Genomic DNA, 26,513 nt, shown 5'->3' on the forward strand with positions numbered 1-26,513 from the left:
ATCGAGGGCCGGATACCTAGCCTGCGCGCATCTCCAATTGCGGGAGCAGGTCCATGCCCCTTCGTCCCATGCGCGACGTTCCGCCCGTGCCGCCCACCGGCAAGCCCATTTTCCTCTCGGCCTGGCTGGCCGAGGTTCGGCTGCAGCCAATCCTGGACCGGCAGGAATGCATCATCGGATTCGAGAACCTGGCGCGCTTCGACGGCACCGGCGATCTGGCCATCTACAGGATGTCCGACGACCTTCTGCACAGCGTCACCCGGGAGCTGCTGCTGGGGCTGCGCATGCGTTGCCTGCTCGACACCCATTACCACCGCCAGCTGAACGACCAGCGTGGCGGGCAGGCGATGGTGCGGCACTTCGTCAATGTCGAGAAGCGCAGCCTGGCCAAGCCGGCGATGGTCGACGAACTGATCGAAAGCGCTGCCGACCTGCTCAGCACCGGTGCCCAACTGGTGGTCGAGGTCACTGAGCGGCCGCTGGACGCCCCGGAGGCATTCAAGGCCTACATGAACGGGCTGATCCGGCTGCGGCAGGAGGGCGTGCAGGTTGCGCTCGATGACTACGACATCCATTCCCCCATCCACTGGGAGCTCGACCTGGGCCTGTGCGATGTGGTGAAGCTTGATCTCTTCGACCTGGGCATCGCCTGTCGCGGTGACGAGGCCTTCATGTCGGACCATTACGCGCGCCTCATGGAAAGGCTCTACCAGTTCATCCACCGCTACCCCGTCGAGCTGGTCGCCGAAAAGGTCGAGACCGACTGGCAATACGATCTGGTCAAGGGGCTCCCGTTCAAGCTGTTCCAGGGCTACCGGCTTGGCCGGCCGGAGCGAGTCTGACTGCTGGGCGGGGGCGTCGAATCGCCCCGATTCTGCTGATCGTTCTCCTGCTCGCCGGCTGCGCCACGGCGCCGCCGCGTGCACCGGACGACCTGTGCGCGATCTTCCGCCAGTACCCCGACTGGTACGAGGGCGCGCGGGAAATGGAGCAGCGCTGGGGCACGCCCATCCACGTGGCGATGGCCTTCATCGACCAGGAAAGCAGCTATCGGCATGATGCCCTCCCGCCGCGCAACTACGTCCTGGGGTTCATTCCCTGGGGACGGGTCACCTCCGCCTACGGCTACGCCCAGGCGCTCGATGGCACCTGGGACGACTACGAGCGGGCGACAGGAGACGGCGGTTCACGGAGCGATTTCGACGACGCCACCGATTTCATCGGCTGGTACACCGACGCCAGCAGCCGCCACCTGGGACTCTCGAAGTGGGATGCCTACAACCAGTACCTGGCCTATCACGAAGGGCGGGGCGGATTCCGGCGCGGCAGCTACCGCCAGAAACCCTGGCTGATGCAAGTGGCGCGCAAGGTGGACCAGCAGTCGAGAGCCTATGGACGGCAACTGGCTCAGTGCCGCGAAGCGCTGGAGGACGGACGAGGCTGGTGGCCGTTTTGAGGAGTCAGCGCCCGTAGGATGCGGTAGAGCGGAGCGAAACCCATCAAGCGGAGCCATTGGGTGGTTTCTGTAGGAGCGAGCTTGCTCGCGAAGGATCGTGCTCGGCCGTTTCGCGAGCAAGCTCGCTCCTACCCATCAGTGTCGTGTGGCGCTCACTCCACCATCTCCCCGCACAGATCCACGGCAAACCACTGCTCCACTTCTTCCTGGCGCATGCCGACGCCGAGCAGGGCGAACAGCTTGCCCAGCGCGGCCTCGCGGGTCATGCCGCCGGCCGGCACCAGGCCGGTGGCCAGCAACTGGCTGCCGGCGGCGTACACGCCCGCCTGCATATGCCCGGCCGGGCACTGGCTGATGGCGGCCAGCACCACGCCACGCTGGTGGGCGGCGCGCAGGACGTCGAGTAGCGCCTTGTCGTCGGACGGGCCGGTGCCGCTGCCGTAGCACTCCAGCAAGAGGCCCTGCACGCCGCTGCCCAGCAGTGCCTCCACATGGCTCGCCGCCACACCGGGGAAGAGCGGCAGCACCGCGAGGTTCACCGGCTGGCGCGGGCTGCGGTAATCCAGTCCGGCGGGAATCCGGCCGGCGCGTTCGCCCTCCCGTGGGCGCGGCAGTACGGCGAAGGCGTCGAAGGCCTCCGAGCGCAGCTTGCTGGCGCGGGCGCCGTGCAGCAGCTCGCCATTGAAGAAGAGATGCACGCCGGGTGCGACTCCCGCCTGCAGCGCACGGATGGCGCCCAGCAGGTTCGGCCAGGCATCGCTGCCGTCGCTACCAGCCGGCAGCATGGCGCCGGTCAGCACCACGGGTACCGGCAGGCCCAGCATCAGGAAGCCCAGGGCCGCCGCGCTGTAGGCCAGGGTGTCGGTGCCGTGCAGCAGCAGCACGCCGTCGTGACCGCGTTCCACCGCGTCGACTATCGCATCGCGCATGGCCAGCCAGTTGGTCTGGCGCATGTTGGCGCTATCGATCAGCGGCAGCAGTTCCTGGAAGTGCCAATCCAGTGCCACTCCCTGGCCGTCCAGCTGCTCGCGCATGCGTGCCTCGAAGCCGCTGGCCGGGGCCAGGCCTTCGGGAGTCTGCAGCATGCCGATGGTGCCGCCGGTGTAGAGCACGAAAAGGTTCTTCACAGCATTCATGGGTCGGGAAAACTCGAAAAAAGCAGGATGCAGAAACGACAGTGCCGCTCCCCGCATCAGCGGAGGAGCGGCACCAGGTACTACCGGAACGCTCGATCAGCGGTGGCTTTGCGCCAGGCCGTGAGCGACGGGGATGGTGTCCTCGCTCGGCGCCGGGTTGGCCGGCCAGGCGTCGCGGTCCAGGTCCAGGTCAGCGAACTTGGCGGAGTCGAACACCGGCTGGTTGATGCCTGCCTTGCGTTGCTCGTCGTAGTCGCGCATCACCCGCAGGCCGACCTTGATCAGCATGGCCAGGGCCAGCAGGTTGACGAAGGCGAGGCAGGTCATGGTGATGTCGGCGAAGGCGAACACGGTGCCCAGGTTCTGCATGGAGCCCCAGCAGATCAGTGCCAGCACCAGGCCACGGTAGGTCAGCAGGGCGGCGCGGCTGCGGCCGGCCAGGAACTGCAGGGCGTTCTCGCCGAGGTAGTAGTTGTACAGGATGCAGGTGAAGACGAAGAGGCTCAGCGCGACGCTGATGAACACGCGGCCCCACTCACCGACCACGGCGGCCAGGGAGTTCTGGGTCAGCACGATGCCGTCGCCTTCGAAGCCTGGGGTATAGAAGCCGGACAGCAGGATCAGCAGCGCGGTGCAGGTGCAGATCACGAAGGTGTCGAGGAACACGCTGAACGCCTGCACCACGCCCTGGGCGGCCGGGTGCTTCACGGCAGCCACGGCGGCGACGTTGGGCGCGCTGCCCAGGCCCGCTTCGTTGGCGAACACGCCGCGCTTCACGCCCATTACGATGGCGCTGCCCAGCAGGCCGGCGAAGGCCGGCTCAAGGCCGAAGGCGCTCTTCACGATGGTGACCAGCATGTCCGGCACCAGCTCGATCTGGGAAATGATCACGTAGCAGGTGACGGCGATGTAGGCCAGGGTCTTGACCGGTACCAGCAGGTCGGACACCGAGGCGATGCGCTTGATGCCGCCGATGAACACCAGGCCCAGGAGCACGGCCAGGCCGATACCGGTGTACTGCACCGGCAGACCGAAGGCGTTTTCCAGGGAGTGGGTCACGGTGAAGGCTTGCAGGCCGTTGAAGGCGAAGCCGTAGGTCACCAGCAGCAGCACGGCGAAGGTCAGCGCCATCCAGCGCAGCTTCAGGCCATGCTGGATGTAGTAGGACGGGCCGCCACGGTACAGGCCGTCGCCATCGGCGCGCTTGTAGACCTGGGCCAGGGTGCACTCGAAGAAGCTGCTGGACATGCCGACCAGCGCGGTGACCCACATCCAGAACACGGCGCCGGGGCCGCCGAGGGTCACGGCCAGGCCGACACCGGCGATGTTACCGGCGCCAACGCGGCCGGCGAGGCTCAGCATCAGGGCCTGGAAGGAGCTCAGCTGGCCGGCCTGGCCACGGATGGATTCCTTGAACACGCTGAACATGTGGCCGAAATGGCGGAACTGGACGAAGCGGGAGCGGAGGGTGAAATAGGTGCCGAGCCCGACGATGAGCACGATGAGCACTTTCCCCGAGAGGAAGTCGTTGATCACTTCAAGCATGAGTGAGACCTCGATTCTTATTTTGTTCGCGTGATGGACGAAGGCTTCGGGCGGACACGCCTCTGCCGTTGCCGCGCATGGTTGGGGAATGCGACATATCAGACAATTTCGCGGCTTTATTCGACGTGATGCGACTTGATGCTATAGTCGCGCCACTCGCAACAGGGGGTAATGGGCGGTGTCGGACAATCTGGGCGAAAACCTCAAGCTACTGTGCAGCCACTACCGCTCTATCTCGGAGGTTTGCCGCAAGCTGGCGATCAACCGCGCCCAGTTCAACAAGTACCTGAGCGGGCAGAGCCACCCGACCGCCTACAACCTCAAGCGCATCGGTGATTTTTTCGGCGTCGAGGACTACGAACTGGCCCTGCCCACCGAGCAGTTCGCCCGGCTGATCGGCGTCCGCCAGTCGGAAAGTCTCGCCCGCGCCAATGACCCGCTGCTCAGCCTGCTGCAGCCCTTGCGCGAGCATTCCGGCAACCTGTCGCGCTACTGCGGCTACTACTTCGAATACTCCAACTGCATGTCCGTGCCGGGCACGGTGCTGCTGTCGCTGGTGCACCTGTGGGAGGAGGACGGCAACTTCCTCTTCGAGCGGCAGGAGCGTCAGGAGCGATCCAGCAGCCCGGACGTGGGGGCCGAGGACTGGGTGCGCTGCCGCTACCTGGGCGCGGCCTTCCAGCTGCAGGATCGCCTGTTCCTGGTGGACTACGAATCGCTCACCTTGAACGAGATGAGCCAGACCATCCTCATTCCCAGTTACAAAAGCCGCATCACGCGCCTCAACGGTCTGAAGACCGGCGTCTCCAGCGGCGACCGGCGCAATCCGGCCTGCACCCGCGTGGTCTGGGAATTCCTCGGCCCGGAGATCAACCGTGTCGCTGCCTACCGCCAGGTGAAGCTCTACCGCCCCGACGATCCGCGCATCGACGACGACGTGCGCCAGCGCCTGGATGTGGCGCCGCTCAAGAACGGGCTGTTCGAGATCGAGTGAGCTGGGTGCAAGGGCATCGCGAATGAATTCGCTCCCACGATTCGGGTGCGTGCTTCACCTGTGGGAGCGACTTCAGTCGCGAAAGGACCGCGCAGCGGTCCCCTGGCTCAACGCCTGAGCCCTTCCAGCGATTGGTGCTGCCGTCCCTCCCCATCGAAGTTATCCACAGACAGCCAGCGCTCGAAGGCTTCCCGGCATTTCGGCCATTCGCCATCGATGATGGAGAACCACGCGGTGTCGCGGTTCTGGCCCTTGACGATCATGTGCTGGCGGAACAGCCCTTCATAGCTGAAGCCCAGGCGCTCGGCGGCGCGCATGGAGCGGGCGTTCTGCGCGTTGCACTTCCATTCCAGGCGGCGGTAGCCGAGGTCGTCGAAGGCGTGGCGGGCCAGCAACCAGACCGCTTCGGTGGAGCCTGGCGTGCGCTGCATGGCTTTGCCGAAGGCGATATGGCCGATCTCGATGACGCCGTCCTTCGGGGCGATGCGCAGGTAGCTGAGCACGCCTAGGGCGCGGCCGCTGGCGAGGTCAACGACCGTATAGAAAAGCGGATCGCGGCTGGCGGCGTTGCCCTCCAGCCAGGCGTCGAAGGGTTCGCGGCTGGCGAAGGGGCCGTAGGGCAGGTAGTCCCACAGCGCCGGGTCCGGACCCTGCAGGGCGTGCCAGAGGTCATCGCCGTGGCGCGCGGCGTCCAGCGGCTCGAGTCGCACGAAGCGCCCCGGCAGCGGTGTGTGGGCTGGGGCAGGGCGTGGCTGCCAGTGGCTCAGGTCCTGGTTGCTCATGCTGCTCTCCGGTCAGAGGATCTTGCGGTACTGGACGAAGCCGGAACGGTCGGCGATGCGGTCATACAACTGCATGGCGTCGGTGTTGGTTTCGTGGGTCAGCCAGTGCACCCGCGAGGCGCCGGCGGCGCGGGCCTCGGCGTAGACGTGTTCGATCAGCTGGCGGCCGATGCCGCCGCCGCGCACGCCTTCGGCGACGTACAGGTCCTGCAGGTAGCAGTAGTCGCCCACGGTCCAGCAGCTGCGGTGATAGATGAAGTGCACCAGGCCCACGGCCTCGCCATTGCGCCAGGCCAGGGCGGCGTTCATCGGCTCGGCCGGATCGAGGAAGCGCTGCCAGGTCACGGCGGTGGTCTCGGCGGGGATTTCAGTCTTGTAGAAGCGCTGGTAGCCCTGCCAGAGCGGCAGCCAGGCGGCGTGGTCGGCGGCGCTGACCGGGCGGATTTCAAGCGGTGCGGCGGACATGGGTTTCTTCCTTGTTGGGGTCAGTCGATCAGGGACATCCGCTCGGCCAGTTCACGGTCGCGCGGGTTGGCGGATCCGGCCAGGCCCTCGCGAACGCCGGCCTGGTCGGCGGCGGAGCGGTTCTGGCCGAGCTTCCATTTGCCTTCCAGGCGGCGGATGGGCAGGGCGAAGCCGACGATGGCGCGGAGCATGCTGTCGAGGTATTCGTGGGGTGCCTCGTCCACGGCCCAGGGTTGCGGCCGGCCGGCTTCGTGGCGGTTGCTGAGGCGGCTGACCACCTGCAGCAGCCGCTCGGGGTCGTCGAATACCTCGGCCTGGCCCCAGGCATGCACGGCGATGTAGTTCCAGGTGGGCACCACCTTGCCGTGATCGGCCTTGGCCGGGTACCAGGTGGGCGTGACGTAGGCGTCCGGGCCGGCGAATACCACCAGCGCTTCGGTGCCTTCGGCGAGGTCGCGCCAGTGCGGATTGGCGCGGGCGAAGTGGCCATAGAGCGTGCCGTACTCCCCTTCACCGGGCTCCAGCAGCAGCGGCAGGTGGCTGGCCAGCAGGCCCTGGCTGCCGGCGCTGGTCAGCACGGCGAGGCCGGTGGCCTGCATCTGTGCATGGAGCTGGGCGAGGTCGTTCTGGCGGAAGGCGGAGGGGACGTACATGAAGGCTTCTCCTGGCGGAATGGCTCCATGCTAGGCAGGATATTGGACTGTTGTAAGAGCCATTTACCGCCAGTTCGATAGAGCCAATCCGAGGCCCGAGCATGCCTGCCACGCCACCGCTTCCCGTCGACCTTTCCGGCATTCGCCTGGACCCCGGCCAGGGCTTGTCGCGCCAGCTCTACCAGGCCCTGCGTGAACGCATCCTCGACGGCCGTTTGGGCAGTCGCACGCGCCTGCCGGCGACGCGCGACCTGGCAGCGCTGCTGGGGATTTCCCGCAACACCGTGACCCGCGCCTTCGACCAGCTCTACGCCGAAGGCTATGTGGAAGGCCGGGTGGGCGACGGCACCTATGTCGCCGAGTTATCCACAGCGCGCCCCGTGCCCCAGCCACCGGCGGGGCCTGCGCCCGGCCCAGCGTTGCAGCGCTTGCAGGAGCACCACTTGCCGCCGCCGGTCACGGGCGCGCCAAGGGCGTTCCGCATCGGCGTGCCGGCCTTCGATCTGTTCCCCTTCGAAACCTGGGCGCGGCTGCAGGCCCGCTTCTGGCGCAAGCCATCGCCGGCGCGACTGGGCTATGGCGACCCGGCGGGGGACTGGGGCCTGCGCGAGCTGGTGGCCGCTTACCTGCGCAGCAGTCGCGGGATGTCCTGCGACCCGGCGCAGGTGGTGATCACCTGCGGCGCCCAGCAGGCCATCAGCCTCTGCGCCCAGTTGCTGGTGCAGCCCGGCGATCGTGTGGCTATCGAGAACCCCGGCTATCGCGCCGCCGGCCATGCCTTCGCCGTGGCCGGTGCCGAGCTGTGCGGCGTGCCTGTGGATAACGACGGCCTGGACTGCGCCGCGCTGGCGCGGGTGGAGGATTGCCGGCTGGCCTACGTCACCCCTTCGCATCAGTACCCCACAGGCGTGACCCTGTCCCTGGCGCGGCGCCTGGAACTGCTGGAGTGGGCCGAACGCCGCGACGGCTGGATAGTCGAGGACGACTACGACGGCGAGTACCGCTACAGCGGAACCCCGCTGGCGCCCCTGGCTGCGCTGGATCGGCAGGGGCGGGTGATCTACGTGGGCACCTTCTGCAAGATCACCTTCCCCGCGCTGCGCCTGGGCTATCTGGTGCTGCCGCCAGCCCTGGCCGAATCCTTCGCCCGGCGCCGCGCCCTGGATATGCGTCACTCGGAAATCGGCACCCAGGCGGTGATGGCCGAGTTCATCGCCGCCGGGCATTTCCAGCGCCACGTGCGGCGCATGCGCCTGGCCGCCCGCGCCCGCCGTGATGCGCTGCTGCGTGACTGGCCCGAATTCATTCCCGGCTGCGCGCCCATGCCGCCGGTGGATGCCGGCCTGCACCTGTGCGTGCGGGTGGACAGCCTGGCCCGCGAGCGGGAGCTCGTGAATAGCGCACGAGCGGCCGGGGTGGAGCTGAACGGCCTGAGCGAATACTGGCTGGAGAACAGCGCGGAGCCTGTGGATAACCGCGCCGGGCTGGTGCTGGGCTTTGCCGCCGTGCCGGAAGCGCAGATCGCCGAGGCAATCCGTACCCTCCGCAAGGCGTGGCACCTGTAGGAGCGAGCTTGCTCGCGAAGCTTTCTGTCGGGAGACATGGGTAACGGTTTGTCCGCCATTCGCGAGCAGAGCTCGCTCCTGTGAATCCACTGTTCCGACGCTGGCTAATCCGGGGGGCGCAATTGTGGGAGCGATTTCAATCGCGATCGATGCCCTTCGCGAATGAATTCGCTCCTACTGGGCAAAAAAAAGGATGGCTGGCGCCATCCTCGAAGGATGAAGGGGCGAGGCCCCTCCTGGTGAGTTCGTTTGCCTGATCAGCCCTTCAGCGGCACGAGGCGCGGGGCGATCATGTTTTCCGGGCGGAGGATGTCGGCCAGCATGGACTCGTCCAGCAGCTTCTCTTCACGCACCAGTTCCAGCACGCCGCGGCCACTTTCCAGGGCTTCCTTGGCGATGCGGGTGGCGTTCTCGTAACCGATGTACGGGTTCAGCGCGGTGATCAGGCCGATGGAGTTTTCCATCAGGCGGCGGCAGTGCTCGACGTTGGCGGTGATGCCGACGATGCAGTGCTCGCGCAGCATGTCCATGGCGCGCTGGAGCAGGCGGATCGAGTCGAAGATCTTGTAGGCGATCAGCGGCTCCATCACGTTCAGCTGCAGCTGGCCGCCTTCGGCTGCCAGGGTCAGGGCCAGGTCGTTACCGATGACTTCGAAGGCCACCTGGTTGACGGCTTCCGGGATAACCGGGTTGACCTTGCCCGGCATGATCGAGCTGCCCGGCTGGCGCGGCGGGAGGTTGATCTCGTTGATGCCGGTACGCGGACCGCTGGAGAGCAGGCGCAGGTCGTTGCAGATCTTCGACAGCTTGACCGCGGTGCGCTTGAGCATGCCGGAGAACAGCACGAAGGCGCCCATGTCGGAGGTGGCTTCGATCAGGTCGGCGGCCGGGACGACCGGGTGGCCGCTGATGGCTGCCAGGCGCTCGACGGCCAGCTTCTGATAGCCCGGGTCGGCGTTGATGCCGGTGCCGATGGCGGTGCCGCCGAGGTTCACTTCGGTCAGCAGCTCGGGCGCCAGGCGACGCAGGCGGTCGAGGTCTTCGCCCAGAGTGGTGGCGAAGGCGTGGAATTCCTGGCCGAGGGTCATCGGCACGGCGTCCTGCAGCTGGGTACGGCCCATCTTCAGTACGTCGGCGAACTCTTTACCCTTGGCGGCGAAGGCCTGGATCAGGCTGTCGAGGCTGGCCAGCAGGGCGTCGTGGCCCAGCAGCAGGCCGAGGCGAATGGCGGTGGGGTAGGCGTCGTTGGTCGACTGCGCCATGTTCACGTCGTTGTTCGGGTGCAGGTGCTTGTACTCGCCCTTCTGCTTGCCCATGGCCTCCAGGGCGATGTTGGCGATCACCTCGTTGGCGTTCATGTTGGTGGAGGTACCGGCGCCACCCTGGATCATGTCCACCACGAACTGGTCGTGGAAGTCACCGCGGATCAGACGTGCACAGGCTTCGCTGATGGCGGCGTGCTTGTCGGCGCTGAGGTGACCGAGCTGCTTGTTGGCATCGGCGGCGGCCTGCTTGACCATAGCCAGGGCGATGACCAGCTTCGGGTAGTGCGACAGCGGTACGCCGGACAGGCGGAAGTTGTGAACCGCGCGCAGTGTCTGGATGCCGTAGTAAGCGTCAGCGGGTACTTCGAGGGTGCCGAGCAGGTCTTTTTCGATGCGGAAGGATGCAGCGGAGGACATGATGCGATTCATCTCTGGGGGAACACGGCCAGTGCCGCGATGCCCAATAATCTAGGCCTGTAGCCATTTGTCGGCCAATGCTGTTATTCGCTAGGTCATGCACAATCGGCATAATGCCCGCGTGACGCGGGTTGCACCGCGAGCGTGTGCACCAAAATCGAGCATTCCGGAAGACGCAGATGAACCTGGAAACCAAATGGCTGGAAGACTTTGTCGCCCTGGCCAACACCCGCAGCTTTTCCCAGGCCGCCGAGCGGCGTTTCGTGACCCAGCCGGCCTTCAGCCGACGCATCCGCAGCCTGGAGGCGGCGCTGGGGCTGACGCTGGTCAACCGCTCGCGCACCCCCATCGAGCTGACGGAGTCCGGGCAGCTGTTCCTGGTGACCGCGCGCAGCATGGTGGACCAGTTGGGCGAGGTGGTGCGTCACCTGCATCACCTGGAAGGCCAGCAGGGCGAGGTGCTGCAGTTCGCCGCCGCGCACTCCCTGGCGCTGGGCTTTTTCCCGCAGTGGATCGCCCGGCTGCGGGCCGATGGGCTGAACATCGCCAGCCGCCTGATCGCCACCAACGTCGGTGAGGCCGTGCACTCGCTGCGTGAAGGGGGTTGCGACTTGATCCTGGCCTTCTACGACCCGGACGCGGCGCTGCAGATGGACCCGGAAATCTTCCCCTCGATGAACCTCGGACGAACCGAAATGCTGCCGGTCTGCGCGGTGGACGCCAGCGGCAAACCGCTCTTCGAACTGGACAGCGGCCAGAGCGTGCCGCTGCTGGCCTATAGCGCCGGTGCCTTCCTCGGCCGTTCCGTGAACATCTTGCTCCGCCAGCGCGCATTGCGTTCGACCACGGTGTATGAAACCGCCATGGCCGACAGCCTGAAGAGCATGGCGCTGCAAGGGTTGGGGGTGGCCTGGGTGCCGCGCTTCAGCGCCCAGGCCGAGCTGGCCCGTGGTGACCTGGTGATCTGTGGCGGCAGCCAATGGCACGTGCCGCTGGAAATTCGCCTGTACCGCTGTGCCCTGGTGCGCAAGGCAGCAATCCGCCTGCTGTGGCGCAAGCTGGAAGGTGGCGTGGGCGGGGAGGCCTGACCACTGCTGCGCGACGCAGGCTACTTGTAGAAGATGTTCAACGTCGCACCCGCATTGAACTCGCCAAGTTTGGGCGTTCCGACCATCCACTTCAGGCGTGCCAGGAATTCCCGCGAATTGTACTGAGAGCTGGCGCCTTCAGGGGTCAGAACGAACTCCTGCTTGAAGGGGATCACCGTCTGGTCGCGGGGGTCGAGGATAGCGATGCCCACGGAGTTGTTGTCGGTTGGTATCAGGGTTTTCTCGTCATACGACAACGTTGCGTTCAAGGGTTCCAGATAGCCGCTCACGCCGTAAACAGCGTTACATGACCGCTTCTCAGTGACGGTGAAGGGAGTCTCCTTGATCGTGGCGCCGGTCGCGGCTCCGTGGGTGCTGATCTGCCCGAAGTTGATAGTGCTTGGCGATATGCTGACGGTCGACGCACAAGGCACGTATCTGAAACCGCCGAGCCCGCGGACGGTGAGGTTGTAGCTTTTGCCTGGGCGAACCCCGCCTTTGCCATCCAATTGGAATGCCCGGTAACTAGGTAAGGATGCAAGCGCTCCTTCCTTGTTTTCACTGGCAGGGGATTTCTTCGAGAAAAAGATTGAATAAGTCAGGGTTTTGCGCTCCTTCTGAATGCCACAGACGGACTCATTGGGGCAGCCCCTGACATACCAGCCGATATCCAGCTTTCCACCTGGAAGCGATGAATAAAGATAATCCTTGCCCTGGAAAGTTACGCCTACCTCGATATCGTCGCCCAAATCTTTCTTATTTGGGTTTGGGTAGAAGTAAATTTTTTCGCTAGGTTGTCCATTTATATCTACCCAACACTCTACTTTGATGGTCTTTGTAGGTTGCCGCCAAAGAATCGTACCTTCAGGTAGTGTGCTGGGAATTGCCGTAGTCGTATAGATCGTGATCGACTCGTCGATTCTGCCGGAAGAAGCCCCTTGACATATCAAAGCGTAGCTATAGCGGGTGCTCAGGAAAAAAGTCAGGAAAATTAGTGGCAATTGTTTGATTTTCATGAGGTCAGACTTCCGTCGTGGCGTTATTAGAATCCAGCATTGATTTAGGTCATTGTTGTTGATTGGCTTGATTTGGCGTGAGGTCGTACTTTCGCTCGTGTGCAACACCCCCATCGCTGATAACGCGATAAGCGAGCTGGCTCGGCGTCTCGGTGCAGTCAGGGATGGCGAGGTCGAAGGTGCTGAATGGCGCCACCATCAGATGATTGACCGGAGTTCCACAGTGTTGCCCCTGTTCGTCAAGTAACTCGACGTCGGTCAGAGTCATGTAGTACGGCGAGTTATTGTCCGCCTGCCATTGCCCGGTGGCGCGGTTTTTCCGAGTCCAGCGAAGTTTCTCGACTGCCTCTTCACGGGATTGGCTGAAGTGAGGGCGGTAGAACAGCTTCAGGTTATGTTGCAGCGTAATCTGGGCAGTATTTCGCTCTGTTGGTTCTTTCGGAACTTCCAGGACACTCAATAGGAAGAAGGATTCCTGGTTGTCGGGCAGGCCCGTGCCTTCGTAAAGAATATCCACAGAGGCTTTGCCATTGGCTGGGATTACCAACAATGGTCGAGATAAGGCCATGGGAACGTAGGCCGAGTTTCGATTTTCCCCCCAATCAAGTGTGACTTGAACCAGCGCCGCCTCATTGGCTTCATTGACGACATTGAAAGTCAGTAGTTTATGGCTGCTCTCAAAAATGAAGCGTGTATATCCGTCAAAGCTGATGTCTGCCCAGGCGCTATTGCTCAGTAATGCGAAGAAAGCGGCGACGAATCTAGAAGAAATGGTTTTGGTTGGTCTCATTTTCTGCGGCTCTGAACTTATATGGTGTTTGATACGTTCAAGGCCTGAATACAGATTAATTATTGCTCTCGGTATGTGCGGTGCCAGGCTTGGACTTCTCAACTGTCTGGAATTAGAGGTAAACGAACGCGGGGAGTATTAAGTTCCCAGGAAAGTTTTTATGTCGGCGGGCGTATGTTGTGGGAGTAAGCAAATTCTGAGATGGATGTAAGGTGCGCTATGCCAGGAGGGGGACTTGCACTTGTCCGGGGAAAGGCTTGCGAAGTAGACCCATTACGGTGCGCGGCTGGGCCGCACGCTGTAATGGGTCATTGAGAGAGGAGAGGGGTCAGATTTCGACGACGATGCGCCCTTCGATCTTCCCGGCGCGCATCTGCTCGAAGATGCCGTTGATGTTGTCCAGCTTGTCGCGGTGGATGGTGGCTTTCACCAGGCCTTCCCCGGCGAAGTCCAGGGCTTCCTGCAGGTCGGCGCGGGTGCCGACGATGGAGCCGGTGATGCTGATGGCCTTCAGCACCACGTCGAAGATCGGCGTCGGGAAGTCGCCCGGTGGCAGGCCGACCAGGGCCACGGTGCCGCCGCGTCGGGCCATGCCGATGCCCTGGCCGAAGGCGCTGTTGGAGACGGCCGTGACCAGCACGCCGTGGGCGCCGCCGATGTCCCGCTGGATCACCTCGGCAGGGTTCTCGTCGAGTGCGTTGATGGTCAGGCTGGCGCCGAGCTTGCGCGCCAGTTCGAGCTTGGTGTCATCCACATCCACGGCGGCGACGTGCAGCCCCATGGCGCGGGCGTATTGCACAGCCACATGGCCAAGGCCGCCGATGCCGGAAATCGCCACCCATTGGCCGGGCCGCGCACCGGTCACCTTCAGGCCCTTGTAGACGGTGACGCCTGCGCAAAGAATTGGCGCGATCTCGGCGAATTCGACGTTTTTCGGCAGGATACCGACGAAGTTAGGGTCCGCCAGCACATATTCGGCATAGCCGCCGTTCACCGAGTAGCCGGTGTTCTGCTGGCTTTCGCAGAGGGTTTCCCAGCCGGTCAGGCAGTGCTCGCAGCAGCCGCAGGCGGTGTAGAGCCAGGGCACGCCGACGCGGTCGCCTTCCTTCACGCGGGTAACGCCGGCACCCACTGCCGCGACATAGCCCACGCCCTCGTGGCCGGGAATGAAGGGCAGGCTCGGTTTCACCGGCCAGTCGCCTTCGGCGGCGTGCAGGTCGGTGTGGCACACGCCCGAGGCTTCGATCTTCACCAGAATCTGCCCCGGGCCGGGCAGGGGAACCTTCACTTCCTCGATCCGTAGCGGCTCGCCAAAGGCGTGGACAACCGCAGCTTTCATGGTCTGGTTCATGGCATGCACCTCCTTGGAAGAGACCTCCGATTCTGCGCCGCTACCTCTTGCGGGCATTGCGCTGGAGCAAGGTTTAGCCGCGTCCGCGCCCTGCGGCGCCAGCTCTGGACGAGCGGTAAGCGCAAATGCACGCCAGGCGCGGCTTTGCGTTATACTGCGCGGCCTTCGGCCGGCAGCGCGTCCCGCAGCACGGCCCCACATTGCAGACAAGCCACGCCATTGCGTGGCTTGTTGTTTTTTGGTCGCGCCAACTGGCGCACTTTGATGAGGCACGACGATGAGCGCACTGGTAGGCGTGATCATGGGCTCCAAGTCCGATTGGAGCACCCTCAGCCACACCACCGACATGCTGGAAAAGCTGGGCATTCCCTATGAAGTGAAGGTGGTTTCCGCCCACCGCACTCCGGACCTGCTGTTCCAGTACGCCGAAGAAGCCGAAGGCCGTGGCATCGAGGTGATCATTGCCGGTGCCGGCGGTGCTGCCCACCTGCCGGGCATGTGTGCGGCCAAGACCCACTTGCCGGTGCTTGGCGTGCCGGTGCAGTCGTCCATGCTCTCGGGTGTCGACTCCCTGCTGTCCATCGTGCAGATGCCCGCCGGCATCCCGGTCGCCACCCTGGCCATCGGCAAGGCCGGTGCGATCAACGCCGCCCTGCTGGCTGCGAGCATCCTCGGTGGCAAATACCCGAAATACCACGTGGCGCTGAAGGATTTCCGCCGCGAGCAGACCGACATGGTCCTGGACAACCCGGACCCGCGTGAGGCCTGAGTCATGAAGATCGGCGTAATCGGTGGCGGCCAGCTCGGCCGCATGATGGCCCTGGCGGGCACCCCGCTGGGCATGAATTTCGCGTTCCTCGACCCGGCGCCGGACGCCTGCGCCCAGGCCCTTGGCGAGCACATCCGCGCCGACTACGGCGACCAGGACCACCTGCGCCAACTGGCCGATGAAGTGGACCTGGTGACCTTCGAGTTCGAGAGCGTGCCGGCCGAGACCGTGGCCTTCCTCTCGCAGTTCGTGCCGGTCTACCCGAGCGCCGAAGCCCTGCGCATCGCCCGTGACCGCTGGTTCGAGAAGTCGATGTTCAAGGACCTCGGCATTCCGACCCCGGATTTCGCCGATATCCAGTCCCAGGCCGACCTCGACGCCGCAGCCGCCAGCATCGGCCTGCCTGCCGTGCTCAAGACCCGCACCCTGGGTTACGACGGCAAGGGCCAGAAGGTCCTGCGCAAGCCGGAAGACGTGACTGGCGCCTTCGCTGAACTGGGCAGCGTGCCGTGCATCCTCGAAGGTTTCGTGCCCTTCACCGGCGAAGTCTCGCTGGTGGCGGTGCGTGCGCGCGACGGCGAAACCCGCTTCTACCCGCTGGTGCACAACACCCACGAGAACGGCATCCTGCGCCTGTCCATCGCCAGCACCGACCATCCGCTCCAGGCCCTGGCCGAGGACTATGTCGGCCGCGTGCTGACCAAGCTCGATTACGTCGGCGTGCTGGCCTTCGAGTTCTTCGAAGTGGACGGCGGCCTGAAGGCCAACGAGATCGCCCCGCGCGTGCACAACTCCGGTCACTGGACCATCGAAGGCGCCGAGTGCAGCCAGTTCGAGAACCACCTGCGTGCCGTCGCCGGCCTGCCGCTGGGCTCGACCGCCAAGCTGGGCGAGAGCGCGATGCTCAACTTCATCGGCGAAGTACCGGCCGTGGATAAAGTGATCGCTGTCGACGACTGCCACCTGCACCACTACGGCAAGGCCTTCAAGGCCGGCCGCAAGGTGGGCCACGCCACCCTGCGCTGCGCGGATCGCGCCACCCTCGATCGCCAGATCGCCGCGGTCGAAGCGCTGATCGTCAAGCCCTGACGTCCATCCGGCCGCCCTGCGGGGCGGTCGATGGCAAGCGTTCTCAACTGCATCTAGGCTCAGGCATGCCTCAACTACCTTCGGAGGGCATGACATGGGCATCATCGGCACCATCATCATCGGGCTGATCGTTGGCCTGATCGCACGTTTCATCAAACCCGGCGACGACAGCATGGGCTGGATCATGACGATCCTGCTCGGTGTCGGTGGTTCGCTGCTGGCCACCTATGGCGGCCAGGCTGTGGGCATCTACCAGGCCGGGCAGGCCGCTGGCTTCATTGGCGCGGTGGTAGGCGCGGTGGTGCTGCTGGTGATCTACGGGCTGGTGAGGAAGAGTTAGCTGACCGCTTTTCCGTGGGGCTGGGAACCGACTTCCCGCGCGGTTAGTCTTAGCGCCTGATGTTCCCGCCCCATGCGTTGAAGAGTCCTTCCATGCGCCGTCTCGCCTGCCTCCTCCTGCTGTTCTGCTGCACCCTCGCCCGCGCCGAACTCCCCGAAACCGACTGGCTGGAACTGATGCCGCCTGAGGACCGCAAGGCCCTCGAGGAAATGCCGGACATCAGCCACGACTCGCCCGAGGCCGACGGCACCTTCGGCCAGCAAGGTGGCCTGAAGCAGCAGGACAAGAACCTGCCGGCGGTGATGTATTCCGCGAAGACGGTAGCGGCGCTGAACGGCAAGACGATCCATATCGGCGGCTACCCGGTGCCGCTGGAAAGCGATGCCAAGGGCCGCAGCACGCTGTTCTTCCTGGTGCCGTATCCCGGCGCCTGCATCCACGTCCCGCCGCCGCCACCGAACCAGATCGTGCTGGTTCGCTACCCCAAGGGCATCCAGCTCGACGACATCTACGCGCCCATCTGGGTCGACGGCACCCTCAAGGTGGAGCAGGTCAGCAACGACCTGGCCGACGCCGCCTATGCCATGGATGCCGGCAGCGTGCGGCTGGTGGAGGAGGGGGATCTGTAGCAGTCGGTACCGCGAGTCTGACCGTAGGGTGCGCCGCGCGCACCAGGAGTTGGGTGCGACGTGTCGGCTGACCTTGTAATCGGTGCGCATGGCGCACCCTACAGGTATGAATAGAGACCAAGGGTGGGCCGGACGGCGTTCCGCTTCAGCCCACCACCGGCATCAAAGCGGCGTGCTGCTGATGTTGAGCACCATCTGCTGTTCTTCGCCGGGCCGCAGCACCAGGAAGTCGTCCATCACCCGGGCGGTTTCGATGCAGAGCATCCCTTTCCAGGCATCTTCGGCGAACTGGGACAGCCGCCGGGACTTGTCGATCCAGGGGTTCCACACCACGGCAGACGCGGAACCGTCGGCTTCCAGCAGGATGCGGCGCTTCCAGGCGCGGTCGACGATGGCCATGCGTCGTGGCGTTTCCAGGTAGATACGGTCGGTTTCGCCGCGGAAGGCGACAGAACCCTTCTGCTTGCGCTCCTGCCAGTCCTCCAGGGTCTCTATGTAGCGGCAGTCGTCCAGGCCTTCCACTTCCACGCCCTGGATATCGCTGACGGCGAAGTAGCTGTGCAGGGCCTGGCTGATGGCCAGGGGGCGGTCGCCGGTATTGCGGGTGGACAGGGTCATCCGCAGTTGCTCGTCCATCAGGATGGACAGCTTCAGTTCGGCGGCATGGGGCCAGCCGGGCAGCGGTTCGGCGGCGGTGTCGAGGGCGAAGTCCAGGCGCACTGCCGGGCCTTCGCTGTCGATACCCAGCAGCGTCCAGTCGCGTTCGCGTACCAGGCCATGGGCTGGGCAGATCGGCCCGCCCTGGTGCATGCCCTGGATCTCGGCGGGGTTGCGCCGCAGGTCGCCGAACCAGGGCCAGCACACCGGTACGCCACCGCGCACTGCCTTGCCCTTCTGGTAGGCGGCCTGGCCGCTGAGCCAGATCACCGGCTCCTCGCCGTGGGGCTGGTAGCTCAGGACCTGCGCGCCCTGCTGGGCCATCAACAATTCCCCGTGACGGGTATGCACCCGCCAGCAGACCAGTTCATCCACCTCCAGCTGTTCCACGGTGGGCAGGGTTTCGTCGTACATCGCAATCTCCGCTTGCTGTGCTGTCGGGCCGCCAGGGCGCCATCTGCTATTTCGAAACAGCATGGCAGAGGCGGCAAGGGCTTTCCCGGGATTCGACCAGAGACAGGGCGTTGAGGTTGCTGGTGATCTGATTTTGACGAGTTCTCATCGGGCGCTCGTAAGTGGTGTTCCACTTGTCGGCAATTTGACATGGATGGTCCGAGCCCCGATTGGCGCGGGTTGGCCGGACCCATCGCTAAGCTCTTCATTTATGGGCGGTCCTTCCCCGAAACCGGGGAATAGCGGCACGCAGGTGCCGGAAAGGGCCCGTAACAGCGCACCTAGACTCAGCTTAATCCGCTCGCAAGTGGAGTCGGTGCCATGCGCAAGCTACTGATAATTATTCCTATTTTCGCCTCCCTGGCGATGTTGCTGGGGCTCTGGGCGCGGCCTGATCCCGTGCCCGTGCAACTGGTGGAAGTAGGTAAAGGTGAAGTGGAAACCCTGGTGGCCAACACCCGAGCGGGTACGGTGAAGGCGTGCCGGCGTGCGCACTTGTCGTTCAAGACCGGCGGGCAGGTCAGCGAACTGCTGATCCATGCCGGACAGCGGGTGCAGGCGGGCGACGTGCTGATGCGCCTGCGCCAGGACGATCTGCAGGCGCGGGTGGAGGAAGCCCGCGCGCGCCTCGATGCCCAGCGCAACCTGCGTGAGCAGAGCTGCCGCCAGGCCAGCCAGGACAGCCGCGACCAGCAGCGCCTCGAACGCCTGGCTGAGCGCAAGCTGGCCTCCGAGGACCTGTTGGACCAGAGCGTCACCCGCGCGCGGCTCTCGCAGCTGCTGTGCAGCGGCGGCGAGGCGAAGATCCGCGAGGCCGAAGCCAACCTCGACCTGCAACTGGCGCAACTGGACCAGGCCACCCTGCGGGCGCCCTTCGCCGGCATAGTCGCGGAGATCAACGGCGAGCTGGGCGAGGTGGTGACGCCCTCGCCACCGGGCATCCCCACGCCGCCTGCGGTGGACCTGATCGACGACCAATGTCTCTATGTGGAAGCGCCCATCGACGAAGTGGACGCCGCCCTGGTGCGTCCGGGCATGCCGGTGCGCATCACCCTGGACGCCTTCCGTGGGCGCAGCTTCGAGGGTCGGGTGAGCCGCATCGCGCCCTTCGTGCGTGAGCTGGAAAAGCAGGCGCGCACGGTGGATGTGGAAGTGAAGTTCGAACAGGTTCCGGCGGACCTGATGCTGCTCAGCGGCTACAGCGCCGATGTGGAAATCCTCCTGGCTCAGCGCGCACAGACCCTGCGGGTGCCCACGGAAAGCCTGCTGGAAGGCGGCAAGGTGCTGCGTTACGACCCGAGCAACGGCCACCTGCGGGAGCAGAAGGTGGAAATCGGCCTGGCCAACTGGCGCTGGAGCGAGGTGAAGGGCGGGCTGGTCGCTGGCGATCGCATCCTGCCCAGCCTGCAGCATGAGGGCCTGGCCGACGGCAGCGTGGTCAGCCCCAGTGCCGGTTCCACAGAGGCGGCGCCATGATTCTCATGCACCAGGTCAGCCGCTGCTTCCAGTTGGGGCAGGAGCGGGTGCGCGGCGTCGACCATCTCGACCTGGACGTGGCCGATGGCGAGTACCTGGCCATTACCGGCGCGTCCGGTTCGGGCAAGTCCACCCTGCTGAATATCCTCGGGCTGCTGGATGCGCCGGACAGCGGCGAATTCTGGCTGGACGAGGAGCCCACCGCCTGCCTCGACGAAGCGCGCCGTGCGGCCCTGCGCAGCCGGTTGATCGGCTTCGTGTTCCAGTCCTTCCACCTGATTCCGCGCCTGACCGCGCTGGAGAACATCGAGCTTCCCATGCTGCTGGCCGGTATCGAGCCCGCCGAGCGTCACCGCCGCAGCCTGCAACTGGCTGAACGCCTCGGCCTGGCCGAGCGGCTGCGGCATCATCCGGCCGAGCTGTCCGGCGGCCAGCGCCAGCGGGTCGCTATCGCCCGCGCCATGGTGATGCGGCCGCGCCTGCTGCTGGCCGATGAACCGACTGGCAACCTCGACAGCCAGTCCGGCGCCGAGGTGGTGGAGCTGCTTGAGGAGCTGAACGCCGAGGGCCTGACCCTGATCCTCGTCACCCACGACGCCCAGCACGCCGCCCGCGCCCATCGCCAGATCCAGATGCGCGACGGCTGCATCCTCAGCGACCGGCGCCAGGGGGCGCTGCACTGATGGACCCGCTGGACGCCTGTCGCTTCTGGTTCGGCGCGATGCGCGGGCATGGATCGCGCAGCGCCATGCTCCTGCTGGCGATGGCCGTGGGGGTGTTTTTCGTGACCCTGCTGGGCGGCCTGGGGGAGGGCGCGCGGGCCTACGTGCTGGGGGAGTTCTCCCTGCTCGGGCGCGACATTCTCATTGTCCTGCCAGGCCGCAATGAAACCACAGGTGGCATGCCGCCCATCACCGGTATGGCGCCCCGGCCCCTTACCCAGGCGGATGCCGCCGCCCTCGGCCGCCTGCCGGCGGTGCACCGCGTGGCGCCGCTGCATGCCGGCCAGGTGGAAATCAGCCACGACAACCGCAATCGCGAGGCCCTGACCCTGGGCACCACCCGCGATTTTTTCGCCATCCGCCAACTGCGCCTCGCCCAGGGGCAACCGCTGCCGGTGCTGGAACTGGGGCAGGGGGGCGAGGTTTGCGTGATCGGCAGCCGCCTGCGTCAGGAGTTGTTCGGCAGTGCCCCGGTCCTGGGCCAGTGGCTGCGGGCCGGCGACCGGCGCTTCCGGGTGATCGGGGTGCTGGACGAGCGGGGCGAATCCCTGGGGATGGATTTCTCGGAGGCGCTGATCGTCCCGGTGGCCAGTGCCGAGGCGCTGTTCAATCGTGAGGCACTGTTCCGCGTGTTCGTCGAAGCCCGTGGCCCCAGTTATCTCGAAAGTGCGCGGCGGCAGGTCCTGGCGACCCTGACCGAGCGCCACCAGGGCGAGGAAGACGTCACCCTGCTCAGCCAGGACTCCATGCTCGCGGCCTTCGACGGCATCCTCAATGGGCTGACGCTGGCCTTGGCCGGCATCGCGGCCATCAGCCTGTTGGTGGCCGGCATCCTGATCATGAATGTCACCTGGATCGCCGTGCTGCAACGCACCGCCGAGATCGGCCTGCTCAAGGCGGTGGGCGCCAGCTCGGCGCAGGTGCGGCTGCTGTTCCTCGGCGAAGCGGCGCTGCTGGCGTTGCTGGGAGCCGGTACCGGATTGGCGCTGGGTGAGTTGCTGCTCTGGGTCGGACGGCTGGCCACCGACCTGCCGCTGCATGCGCCCTGGTGGGCGCGCTTGGGCGCGCCGTCGCTGGCGGTGGCGGCGGCATTGTTGTTCGCCTGGCTGCCGGCCCGGCACGCTGCGGCCCAGGTGCCGGTGCAGGCGTTGCAGCCGCAAGGGAGTCATTGATGCGCTGGCGCGATGGCTTCGGCCTGTGCGGCTCGGCGCTCTCCAGCCAGCCTCTGCGCAGCTTGCTGACCCTGCTCGGCGTGGCCATCGGCATCGCCGCCGTGGCACTGCTCACCGCCATGGGCGAGGGTATGCGCAACCGCGTGCTGGACAGCTTCGCCCAGTTCGGTACGCGGGTCGTCACGGTGCGTCCGGGCACCCTGCCCACGGGCGGCATCGGCGGCATTCTCGCCAGCGCGCGGCCGTTGACCATCGCCGATGCCGACGCCCTGGGTCGTCTGCCCCACGCCGAAGCCGTGGTGCCGATCATCCAGGGCAATGGCGATATCCAGGCGGAAGGCCGACAGCGGCGTGTGGACATCCTCGGCACCGGCTCCCAACTGGCGGAGGCCTGGCGCGTGCACATGGCCCTGGGGCAGTTCCTGCCGCCCTCGCGGGACGGCCGTACGCCACCCTATGCAGTGCTCGGTGCGAAGCTGGCGACGGAACTGTTCGGTGCGGCCAGCCCAGTGGGCCAGCGGGTGCGGGTGGGTGGCATGAGCTTCCGGGTGATCGGGGTGATGGCGAGCAAGGGCAACCTGCTGGGCTTCGACCTCGACGACATCGCCTACATCCCGGTGGACTGGGCGGAGAGCCTGTTCAACCGCGAGGGCCTGGTGAAGATCCACGTGCTGTTCGACGACAGCGTGCCGGCCGCCCCCTTCGCCGACGCGGTGCGCCAGTTGCTGGTGGAGCGCCACGGCCGTGAGGACTTCCGCATGACCTCCCAGGGCGACCTGCTGGGCAGCCTGAATCGCATCCTTGCCACCATCACCCTCGGTGTTGCGGCGCTCGGCGGGATCTCCCTGTTCGTGGGGGCGGTGGGCATCCTTACCATCATGACCACCACCGTTGGCGAACGGACCGCCGAGATCGGCCTGCTCCGCGCCGTCGGCGCCGCGCCGCGCCAGGTGCTGGCGCTGTTCCTCGCCGAGGCGACCCTGCTGTCGCTGCTGGGCGGGGTGCTGGGGCTGGTGATGGTGGGCGTCCTGCTTGGGCTGCTGCACCTGATGCTGCCCGGGCTGCCGCTGAGCCTGAGCCCGCCGCTGGTGCTGCTGGCGCTGCTGCTGTCAGTGCTGGTGGGGATGGGCGCGGGCCTGGCGCCGGCCCGTCGCGCGGCGAGATTGCATCCAGTGGATGCCTTGCGTCTGGAATGAAGGCCGGGCGGTGTTTCGGCTGGCCGTGGGAGCGAATTCATTCGCGATTGAAATCGCTCCCACAAGGTGTCCGCCAATGAAAAAGGGCCGCTGATGCGGCCCTTTGTGCGATGGCTTCAGCCCCGGCGCGGCGGGACCGGGCGGGTGCGGCCGCTGCCGTCGATGGCGACGAAGACGAACACCGCCTCGGTGACCTTGCGCCATTCGCTGGAGAGCGGGTCGTCGCTCCAGACTTCGACCAGCATCTGGATCGAGCTGCGGCCGATTTCCAGGGTCTGGGTATAGAAGGAGAGCTGGGCGCCCACGGCCACCGGAACCAGGAAGGCCATGCGGTCGATGGCCACGGTGGCCACGCGGCCTGCGGCCACCTTGCTGGCCATGGCGGTGCCGGCCAGGTCCATCTGGGAAACCAGCCAGCCACCGTAGATGTCGCCAAAGCCGTTGGTTTCCCGCGGGAGCGCGGTGATTTGCAGGGCGAGGTCGCCTTGCGGGGTGAGGTTCTCTTCTTCTTCGATATCGATCATGCCGGAACTGCCTGTTTCGTGTGTGGCGCCAATGCCGGAGAGGGGTGGGCCCTTCTCCTTCCCAATGCGCCAGCCGACCCACTGCATGCCGACCTGCGCTGAACAGCGCGCAGTATATAGCCATGAGGTGGCGCCAGACGACCGCTGTGACGCGCCAGAGGCGGTTTTGTGGCTCGGACTGTGTACATTTGGTCGTTTTTGATATGTTGCCTGGCGATTTGCCGCCCAAGCAGCGGTAAACGCTCCGCACCCCCAGACGAGAATCTCCCCACATGTCTTCCGTGCTCGCCTCCGAGGCGTCCGCCTCGCGTCCGCTGACCCGCAGCGACTACAAGACCCTGTCGCTCTCTGCCCTCGGCGGCGCGCTGGAGTTCTACGACTTCATCATCTTTGTGTTCTTCGCCGCCGTGGTGGGCAAGCTGTTCTTCCCTGCCGAGATGCCGGAATGGCTGCGCCAGCTGCAGACCTTCGGCATCTTCGCCGCCGGCTACCTGGCGCGCCCTCTGGGCGGCATCGTCATGGCGCACTTCGGCGACCTGCTGGGGCGCAAGCGGATGTTCACCCTGAGCATTTTCCTGATGGCGATCCCGACCCTGGTGATGGGCCTGCTGCCCACCTATGAGCAGATCGGCATCTGGGCCCCGCTGGCGCTGCTGCTGATGCGTGTGGTGCAGGGCGCTGCGATCGGCGGTGAGGTTCCGGGTGCCTGGGTCTTCGTTGCCGAGCATGTGCCGTCCCGCTATGTGGGCTATGCCTGCGGCACCCTGACCTCCGGTCTGACCGCGGGCATCCTCCTGGGCTCGCTGATGGCCACCCTGATCAACACCATCTACACCCCTGCCGAGGTACTGGACTGGGCCTGGCGTCTGCCATTCCTGGTGGGCGGGGTCTTCGGTCTGTTCGCCATGTACCTGCGCCGCTGGCTGCACGAGACACCGGTGTTCGCCGAGATGCAGCAGCGCAAGGCGCTGGCGGCAGAGGTCCCGCTGAAGACCGTGCTGCGCGAGCATCGTGGCGCCGTGGTGCTGTCCATGCTGCTGACCTGGGTGCTGTCGGCGGGCATCGTTGTCGTGATCCTGATGACCCCGACCCTGTTGCAGACCGTCTACGGCTTCGAGGCGGCTACCGCGCTCAAGGCCAACAGCCTGGCCATTGTGCTGTTGTCCATCGGCTGCGTGGCCTCCGGCGCCATCGCCGACCGCATCGGCGCGGGCCGCACTTTCCTGGTGGGCGGCCTGTTGCTGGCGATCAGCTCCTGGACCTTCTACACCAGCCTCAAGGCCCATCCGGATTGGCTGTTCCCGCTCTACGCGGCGACCGGTCTGTTCGTCGGCACCATCGGCGCCGTGCCCTATGTGATGGTCAAGGCGTTCCCGCCGGTGGTGCGTTTCTCCGGCCTGTCGTTCTCCTACAACCTGGCGTACGCCATCTTCGGTGGCCTGACGCCGATGGTGGTGTCGCTGCTGCTGAAGTGGGACAGCCTCGGCCCCGCCTATTACGTGGCGGCGCTGTGTGGCGTGGCGGTGTTGATCGGGTTGTTCCTGATCGCGAAGAAGCGCTGAGTTTCCTCCCGCCCCTCACCCCAACCCTCTCCCGGAGGGAGAGGGGGCTGACCGTGCAGGATGGTCAATGCGTGCCAGGCGTGATTCACCCCTCTCCCCTTGGGAGAGGGGCTGGGGGGGGTACAGACCGGATAGATCCTTTACAGGTTGGACCGGACACATCCTTTACAGGTAATTCGCATGGCAGGAGGTAGCTGCCATGCCCTGGAAAAGAGTGTCGCCCATGGACCAACGTATCGAGCTGATCCACGCCTGGAGCAGCGGTGACTACAGCAAGAGCGAGCTGGCGCGCAGCTATGGCATCAGCCGGCCGACGCTCGACAAGTGGCTGCAGCGCTATGCGGAACACGGTGAGGCTGGCCTTCTGGAGCAGTCCCGGCGACCGCTCAGCAGCCCGCAACAGACCGCGACGGCGCTGATTGAGCGGTTGATCGAAGAGAAGCTGCGGCATCTGGATTGGGGGCCGAAGAAGCTGCTGGTGCGTCTGCGCAAGCAGGATCCGGAATTGCCCTGGCCAGCCCCTAGCACAGCGGGAGAATGGTTGAAACGGGCAGGGTTGGTGCAGTCGCGCCGACGTCCGCGGAGCACCCCGGCGTCCGTCACGCCCTTGCGCGCCGGCCTGCAGCCTAACCACGTCTGGTGTGCTGATTTCAAGGGGCAGTTTCGGACCGGGGATGGTCGCTGGTGCTATCCCTTGACCCTGACCGATCAGGCCAGCCGGTATCTGCTGTGCTGCCGGGGCTTGCCGCGTCCCGGCGGCGGGCTGAGTCGACCCTGGTTCGAGTGGGCCTTCCGCGAATACGGCCTGCCGGAGGCTATCCGCACGGACAACGGCAGCCCGTTCGCCTCGGTGGGCGTGGGCGGTCTCTCGCGCTTGGCGGTGTGGTGGATTCACCTGGGTATTCACCCGGAGCGCATCGCGCCGGGCCGTCCCGATCAGAATGGCCGACACGAGCGGATGCACCGCAGCCTGAAAGCGGCCGTCCTGAAGCCCCCCGCTCCCAATCTGGCCCAGCAGCAGATGGCGTTTGAACGGTTCCGCCAGGAGTTCAACACCATACGGCCGCATGAAGGACTCGGGATGGCGGTCCCGGCCGAGCGCTATGGGCCCTCGCCGCGCCCCTATCCGGCCCGTCTACCGGCGATCGAGTACCCGACAGGGCTGCAACTCCGGCGGGTGCACAGCAACGGTTGCATCAAGTGGCAAGGGCGCTCGGTGTTTCTGTCCGAGGCCCTGATCGACGAGTGGGTCGCGCTACGCGAAGTCGAGACGGATGTGTGGGAGCTGCGCTTCGGCCAGTATCCCTTAGGCCGGCTTGGACCTGGCTCCTCCCAGGTCCAACGCCTATCGGTGTAAAGGATGTCCCCGGTTCAATATGTAAAGGATGTCTGGCTCTACAG

General features: G+C 65.4%; 26 protein-coding genes. 15 read left to right on the forward strand and 11 right to left on the reverse strand.

From position 1 onward, the window contains the following. Window positions 1-53 precede the first annotated feature (53 nt). Both E8E91_RS08595 and E8E91_RS08600 read left to right on the forward strand, forming a co-directional pair. Entirely contained in the window at window positions 54-842 is a 789-nt protein-coding gene (locus E8E91_RS08595; protein WP_280375399.1) for an EAL domain-containing protein, read from the forward strand. Next, window positions 839-1,456, forward strand: coding sequence for a hypothetical protein (locus E8E91_RS08600; RefSeq protein WP_280375424.1), 618 nt, complete (start codon window positions 839-841; stop codon window positions 1,454-1,456). Before E8E91_RS08595 ends, E8E91_RS08600 begins: the two co-directional genes overlap by 4 nt. Before the next feature lie 152 nt (window positions 1,457-1,608). Here E8E91_RS08600 and E8E91_RS08605 read toward each other — a convergent pair whose 3' ends face one another. Both E8E91_RS08605 and E8E91_RS08610 read right to left on the reverse strand, forming a co-directional pair. Then, window positions 1,609-2,592 (reverse strand): asparaginase, encoded by a 984-nt coding sequence (locus E8E91_RS08605; RefSeq protein WP_280375400.1) that lies wholly within the window; start codon window positions 2,590-2,592, stop codon window positions 1,609-1,611. A 96-nt stretch (window positions 2,593-2,688) separates the two neighbouring features. After that, window positions 2,689-4,137: an alanine/glycine:cation symporter family protein gene (locus E8E91_RS08610; RefSeq protein WP_151138494.1), complete on the reverse strand. Its 1,449-nt coding sequence runs from the start codon at window positions 4,135-4,137 to the stop codon at window positions 2,689-2,691. A 178-nt stretch (window positions 4,138-4,315) separates the two neighbouring features. Here E8E91_RS08610 and E8E91_RS08615 point away from each other — a divergent pair, with 178 nt between their 5' ends. Beyond that, complete coding sequence (locus tag E8E91_RS08615; protein ID WP_151138492.1) at window positions 4,316-5,131, forward strand: helix-turn-helix transcriptional regulator; 816 nt, start codon at window positions 4,316-4,318, stop codon at window positions 5,129-5,131. Between the two features lie 107 nt (window positions 5,132-5,238). Here the strand turns inward: E8E91_RS08615 and E8E91_RS08620 are convergent, their stop codons facing one another. From E8E91_RS08620 to E8E91_RS08630, 3 genes are read right to left on the reverse strand one after another with little or no spacing between them, the layout of a single operon-like run. Beyond that, window positions 5,239-5,913, reverse strand: coding sequence for a GNAT family protein (locus E8E91_RS08620; protein ID WP_280375401.1), 675 nt, complete (start codon window positions 5,911-5,913; stop codon window positions 5,239-5,241). Window positions 5,914-5,925: 12 nt separating this feature from the next. Further along, complete coding sequence (locus E8E91_RS08625) at window positions 5,926-6,378, reverse strand: GNAT family N-acetyltransferase (RefSeq protein WP_226283084.1); 453 nt, start codon at window positions 6,376-6,378, stop codon at window positions 5,926-5,928. A gap of 20 nt (window positions 6,379-6,398) precedes the next feature. Then, window positions 6,399-7,031, reverse strand: coding sequence for an FMN-binding negative transcriptional regulator (locus E8E91_RS08630; protein ID WP_280375402.1), 633 nt, complete (start codon window positions 7,029-7,031; stop codon window positions 6,399-6,401). Between the two features lie 101 nt (window positions 7,032-7,132). On the opposite strand from E8E91_RS08630, the gene E8E91_RS08635 reads away from it, so the two are divergent. Then, entirely contained in the window at window positions 7,133-8,596 is a 1,464-nt protein-coding gene (locus tag E8E91_RS08635) for a PLP-dependent aminotransferase family protein (protein WP_280375403.1), read from the forward strand. A 257-nt stretch (window positions 8,597-8,853) separates the two neighbouring features. On the opposite strand, the gene aspA is transcribed toward E8E91_RS08635, so the two are convergent. Continuing rightward, the gene (gene aspA / locus E8E91_RS08640; RefSeq protein ID WP_280375404.1) at window positions 8,854-10,278 is read right to left on the reverse strand and encodes an aspartate ammonia-lyase; all 1,425 of its coding nucleotides are present in this window, start codon (window positions 10,276-10,278) and stop codon (window positions 8,854-8,856) included. Window positions 10,279-10,457: 179 nt separating this feature from the next. On the opposite strand from aspA, the gene E8E91_RS08645 reads away from it, so the two are divergent. Continuing rightward, entirely contained in the window at window positions 10,458-11,366 is a 909-nt protein-coding gene (locus tag E8E91_RS08645) for a LysR substrate-binding domain-containing protein (protein WP_077524407.1), read from the forward strand. Window positions 11,367-11,386: 20 nt separating this feature from the next. On the opposite strand, the gene E8E91_RS08650 is transcribed toward E8E91_RS08645, so the two are convergent. The 3 genes from E8E91_RS08650 to adhP form a co-directional block, all read right to left on the reverse strand. Then, window positions 11,387-12,382 (reverse strand): fimbrial protein, encoded by a 996-nt coding sequence (locus E8E91_RS08650; protein WP_280375405.1) that lies wholly within the window; start codon window positions 12,380-12,382, stop codon window positions 11,387-11,389. A 49-nt stretch (window positions 12,383-12,431) separates the two neighbouring features. Further along, on the reverse strand, window positions 12,432-13,172 hold the full coding sequence (locus tag E8E91_RS08655; protein WP_280375406.1) for a molecular chaperone: 741 nt from the start codon (window positions 13,170-13,172) through the stop codon (window positions 12,432-12,434). 328 nt (window positions 13,173-13,500) lie between these two features. Next, window positions 13,501-14,523 (reverse strand): alcohol dehydrogenase AdhP, encoded by a 1,023-nt coding sequence (adhP, locus tag E8E91_RS08660; RefSeq protein ID WP_280375407.1) that lies wholly within the window; start codon window positions 14,521-14,523, stop codon window positions 13,501-13,503. A 277-nt stretch (window positions 14,524-14,800) separates the two neighbouring features. On the opposite strand from adhP, the gene purE reads away from it, so the two are divergent. From purE to E8E91_RS08680, 4 genes are all read left to right on the forward strand, one after another. Beyond that, a complete protein-coding gene (gene purE, locus E8E91_RS08665) occupies window positions 14,801-15,292 on the forward strand; it encodes a 5-(carboxyamino)imidazole ribonucleotide mutase (RefSeq protein WP_077524410.1) in 492 nt (163 codons plus the stop codon). Window positions 15,293-15,295: 3 nt separating this feature from the next. Then, entirely contained in the window at window positions 15,296-16,381 is a 1,086-nt protein-coding gene (locus E8E91_RS08670; protein ID WP_280375409.1) for a 5-(carboxyamino)imidazole ribonucleotide synthase, read from the forward strand. 94 nt (window positions 16,382-16,475) lie between these two features. Further along, a complete protein-coding gene (locus E8E91_RS08675) occupies window positions 16,476-16,721 on the forward strand; it encodes a GlsB/YeaQ/YmgE family stress response membrane protein (RefSeq protein WP_280369864.1) in 246 nt (81 codons plus the stop codon). A 92-nt stretch (window positions 16,722-16,813) separates the two neighbouring features. Continuing rightward, the gene (locus tag E8E91_RS08680) at window positions 16,814-17,350 is read left to right on the forward strand and encodes a DUF3299 domain-containing protein (protein ID WP_280375411.1); all 537 of its coding nucleotides are present in this window, start codon (window positions 16,814-16,816) and stop codon (window positions 17,348-17,350) included. A gap of 162 nt (window positions 17,351-17,512) precedes the next feature. On the opposite strand, the gene E8E91_RS08685 is transcribed toward E8E91_RS08680, so the two are convergent. Next, the gene (locus tag E8E91_RS08685) at window positions 17,513-18,421 is read right to left on the reverse strand and encodes a D-hexose-6-phosphate mutarotase (RefSeq protein ID WP_280375412.1); all 909 of its coding nucleotides are present in this window, start codon (window positions 18,419-18,421) and stop codon (window positions 17,513-17,515) included. Window positions 18,422-18,781: 360 nt separating this feature from the next. Here E8E91_RS08685 and E8E91_RS08690 point away from each other — a divergent pair, with 360 nt between their 5' ends. The 4 genes from E8E91_RS08690 to E8E91_RS08705 are packed head-to-tail and all read left to right on the forward strand — an operon-like array spanning window position 18,782 to window position 23,026. Next, on the forward strand, window positions 18,782-19,936 hold the full coding sequence (locus E8E91_RS08690) for an efflux RND transporter periplasmic adaptor subunit (RefSeq protein WP_280375413.1): 1,155 nt from the start codon (window positions 18,782-18,784) through the stop codon (window positions 19,934-19,936). Further along, complete coding sequence (locus E8E91_RS08695) at window positions 19,933-20,619, forward strand: ABC transporter ATP-binding protein (protein ID WP_280375414.1); 687 nt, start codon at window positions 19,933-19,935, stop codon at window positions 20,617-20,619. Before E8E91_RS08690 ends, E8E91_RS08695 begins: the two co-directional genes overlap by 4 nt. Continuing rightward, window positions 20,619-21,830: an ABC transporter permease gene (locus tag E8E91_RS08700; protein WP_280375415.1), complete on the forward strand. Its 1,212-nt coding sequence runs from the start codon at window positions 20,619-20,621 to the stop codon at window positions 21,828-21,830. Before E8E91_RS08695 ends, E8E91_RS08700 begins: the two co-directional genes overlap by 1 nt. Beyond that, entirely contained in the window at window positions 21,830-23,026 is a 1,197-nt protein-coding gene (locus E8E91_RS08705; RefSeq protein ID WP_280375417.1) for an ABC transporter permease, read from the forward strand. Before E8E91_RS08700 ends, E8E91_RS08705 begins: the two co-directional genes overlap by 1 nt. A 116-nt stretch (window positions 23,027-23,142) precedes the next feature. Here the strand turns inward: E8E91_RS08705 and E8E91_RS08710 are convergent, their stop codons facing one another. Then, window positions 23,143-23,550, reverse strand: coding sequence for an acyl-CoA thioesterase (locus E8E91_RS08710; RefSeq protein WP_120653904.1), 408 nt, complete (start codon window positions 23,548-23,550; stop codon window positions 23,143-23,145). A gap of 272 nt (window positions 23,551-23,822) precedes the next feature. On the opposite strand from E8E91_RS08710, the gene E8E91_RS08715 reads away from it, so the two are divergent. Together E8E91_RS08715 and E8E91_RS08720 are read left to right on the forward strand one after the other, a co-directional pair. Further along, window positions 23,823-25,112, forward strand: coding sequence for an MFS transporter (locus tag E8E91_RS08715; protein WP_280375418.1), 1,290 nt, complete (start codon window positions 23,823-23,825; stop codon window positions 25,110-25,112). 223 nt (window positions 25,113-25,335) lie between these two features. Beyond that, entirely contained in the window at window positions 25,336-26,469 is a 1,134-nt protein-coding gene (locus tag E8E91_RS08720; RefSeq protein ID WP_280375419.1) for an IS481 family transposase, read from the forward strand. The last annotated feature ends 44 nt before the right edge of the window (window positions 26,470-26,513 follow it).

The sequence above is a fragment of the Pseudomonas sp. BN515 genome, assembly GCF_029873155.1.
In the GTDB taxonomy this organism is placed as follows: domain Bacteria; phylum Pseudomonadota; class Gammaproteobacteria; order Pseudomonadales; family Pseudomonadaceae; genus Metapseudomonas.

What these genes read in the sequence shown, in the direction of transcription:
- E8E91_RS08595 (WP_280375399.1), top strand. Translation starts at nt 54, where the DNA reads ATGCCCCTTCGTCCCATGCGCGACGTTCCGCCCGTGCCGCCCACCGGC.
- E8E91_RS08605 (WP_280375400.1), bottom strand. Translation starts at nt 2,592, where the DNA reads ATGAATGCTGTGAAGAACCTTTTCGTGCTCTACACCGGCGGCACCATC.
- E8E91_RS08610 (WP_151138494.1), bottom strand. Translation starts at nt 4,137, where the DNA reads ATGCTTGAAGTGATCAACGACTTCCTCTCGGGGAAAGTGCTCATCGTG.
- E8E91_RS08620 (WP_280375401.1), bottom strand. Translation starts at nt 5,913, where the DNA reads ATGAGCAACCAGGACCTGAGCCACTGGCAGCCACGCCCTGCCCCAGCC.
- E8E91_RS08625 (WP_226283084.1), bottom strand. Translation starts at nt 6,378, where the DNA reads ATGTCCGCCGCACCGCTTGAAATCCGCCCGGTCAGCGCCGCCGACCAC.
- E8E91_RS08630 (WP_280375402.1), bottom strand. Translation starts at nt 7,031, where the DNA reads ATGTACGTCCCCTCCGCCTTCCGCCAGAACGACCTCGCCCAGCTCCAT.
- E8E91_RS08635 (WP_280375403.1), top strand. Translation starts at nt 7,133, where the DNA reads ATGCCTGCCACGCCACCGCTTCCCGTCGACCTTTCCGGCATTCGCCTG.
- aspA (WP_280375404.1), bottom strand. Translation starts at nt 10,278, where the DNA reads ATGTCCTCCGCTGCATCCTTCCGCATCGAAAAAGACCTGCTCGGCACC.
- E8E91_RS08645 (WP_077524407.1), top strand. Translation starts at nt 10,458, where the DNA reads ATGAACCTGGAAACCAAATGGCTGGAAGACTTTGTCGCCCTGGCCAAC.
- E8E91_RS08650 (WP_280375405.1), bottom strand. Translation starts at nt 12,382, where the DNA reads ATGAAAATCAAACAATTGCCACTAATTTTCCTGACTTTTTTCCTGAGC.
- E8E91_RS08655 (WP_280375406.1), bottom strand. Translation starts at nt 13,172, where the DNA reads ATGAGACCAACCAAAACCATTTCTTCTAGATTCGTCGCCGCTTTCTTC.
- adhP (WP_280375407.1), bottom strand. Translation starts at nt 14,523, where the DNA reads ATGAACCAGACCATGAAAGCTGCGGTTGTCCACGCCTTTGGCGAGCCG.
- purE (WP_077524410.1), top strand. Translation starts at nt 14,801, where the DNA reads ATGAGCGCACTGGTAGGCGTGATCATGGGCTCCAAGTCCGATTGGAGC.
- E8E91_RS08670 (WP_280375409.1), top strand. Translation starts at nt 15,296, where the DNA reads ATGAAGATCGGCGTAATCGGTGGCGGCCAGCTCGGCCGCATGATGGCC.
- E8E91_RS08675 (WP_280369864.1), top strand. Translation starts at nt 16,476, where the DNA reads ATGGGCATCATCGGCACCATCATCATCGGGCTGATCGTTGGCCTGATC.
- E8E91_RS08680 (WP_280375411.1), top strand. Translation starts at nt 16,814, where the DNA reads ATGCGCCGTCTCGCCTGCCTCCTCCTGCTGTTCTGCTGCACCCTCGCC.
- E8E91_RS08685 (WP_280375412.1), bottom strand. Translation starts at nt 18,421, where the DNA reads ATGTACGACGAAACCCTGCCCACCGTGGAACAGCTGGAGGTGGATGAA.
- E8E91_RS08690 (WP_280375413.1), top strand. Translation starts at nt 18,782, where the DNA reads ATGCGCAAGCTACTGATAATTATTCCTATTTTCGCCTCCCTGGCGATG.
- E8E91_RS08695 (WP_280375414.1), top strand. Translation starts at nt 19,933, where the DNA reads ATGATTCTCATGCACCAGGTCAGCCGCTGCTTCCAGTTGGGGCAGGAG.
- E8E91_RS08700 (WP_280375415.1), top strand. Translation starts at nt 20,619, where the DNA reads ATGGACCCGCTGGACGCCTGTCGCTTCTGGTTCGGCGCGATGCGCGGG.
- E8E91_RS08705 (WP_280375417.1), top strand. Translation starts at nt 21,830, where the DNA reads ATGCGCTGGCGCGATGGCTTCGGCCTGTGCGGCTCGGCGCTCTCCAGC.
- E8E91_RS08710 (WP_120653904.1), bottom strand. Translation starts at nt 23,550, where the DNA reads ATGATCGATATCGAAGAAGAAGAGAACCTCACCCCGCAAGGCGACCTC.
- E8E91_RS08715 (WP_280375418.1), top strand. Translation starts at nt 23,823, where the DNA reads ATGTCTTCCGTGCTCGCCTCCGAGGCGTCCGCCTCGCGTCCGCTGACC.
- E8E91_RS08720 (WP_280375419.1), top strand. Translation starts at nt 25,336, where the DNA reads ATGGACCAACGTATCGAGCTGATCCACGCCTGGAGCAGCGGTGACTAC.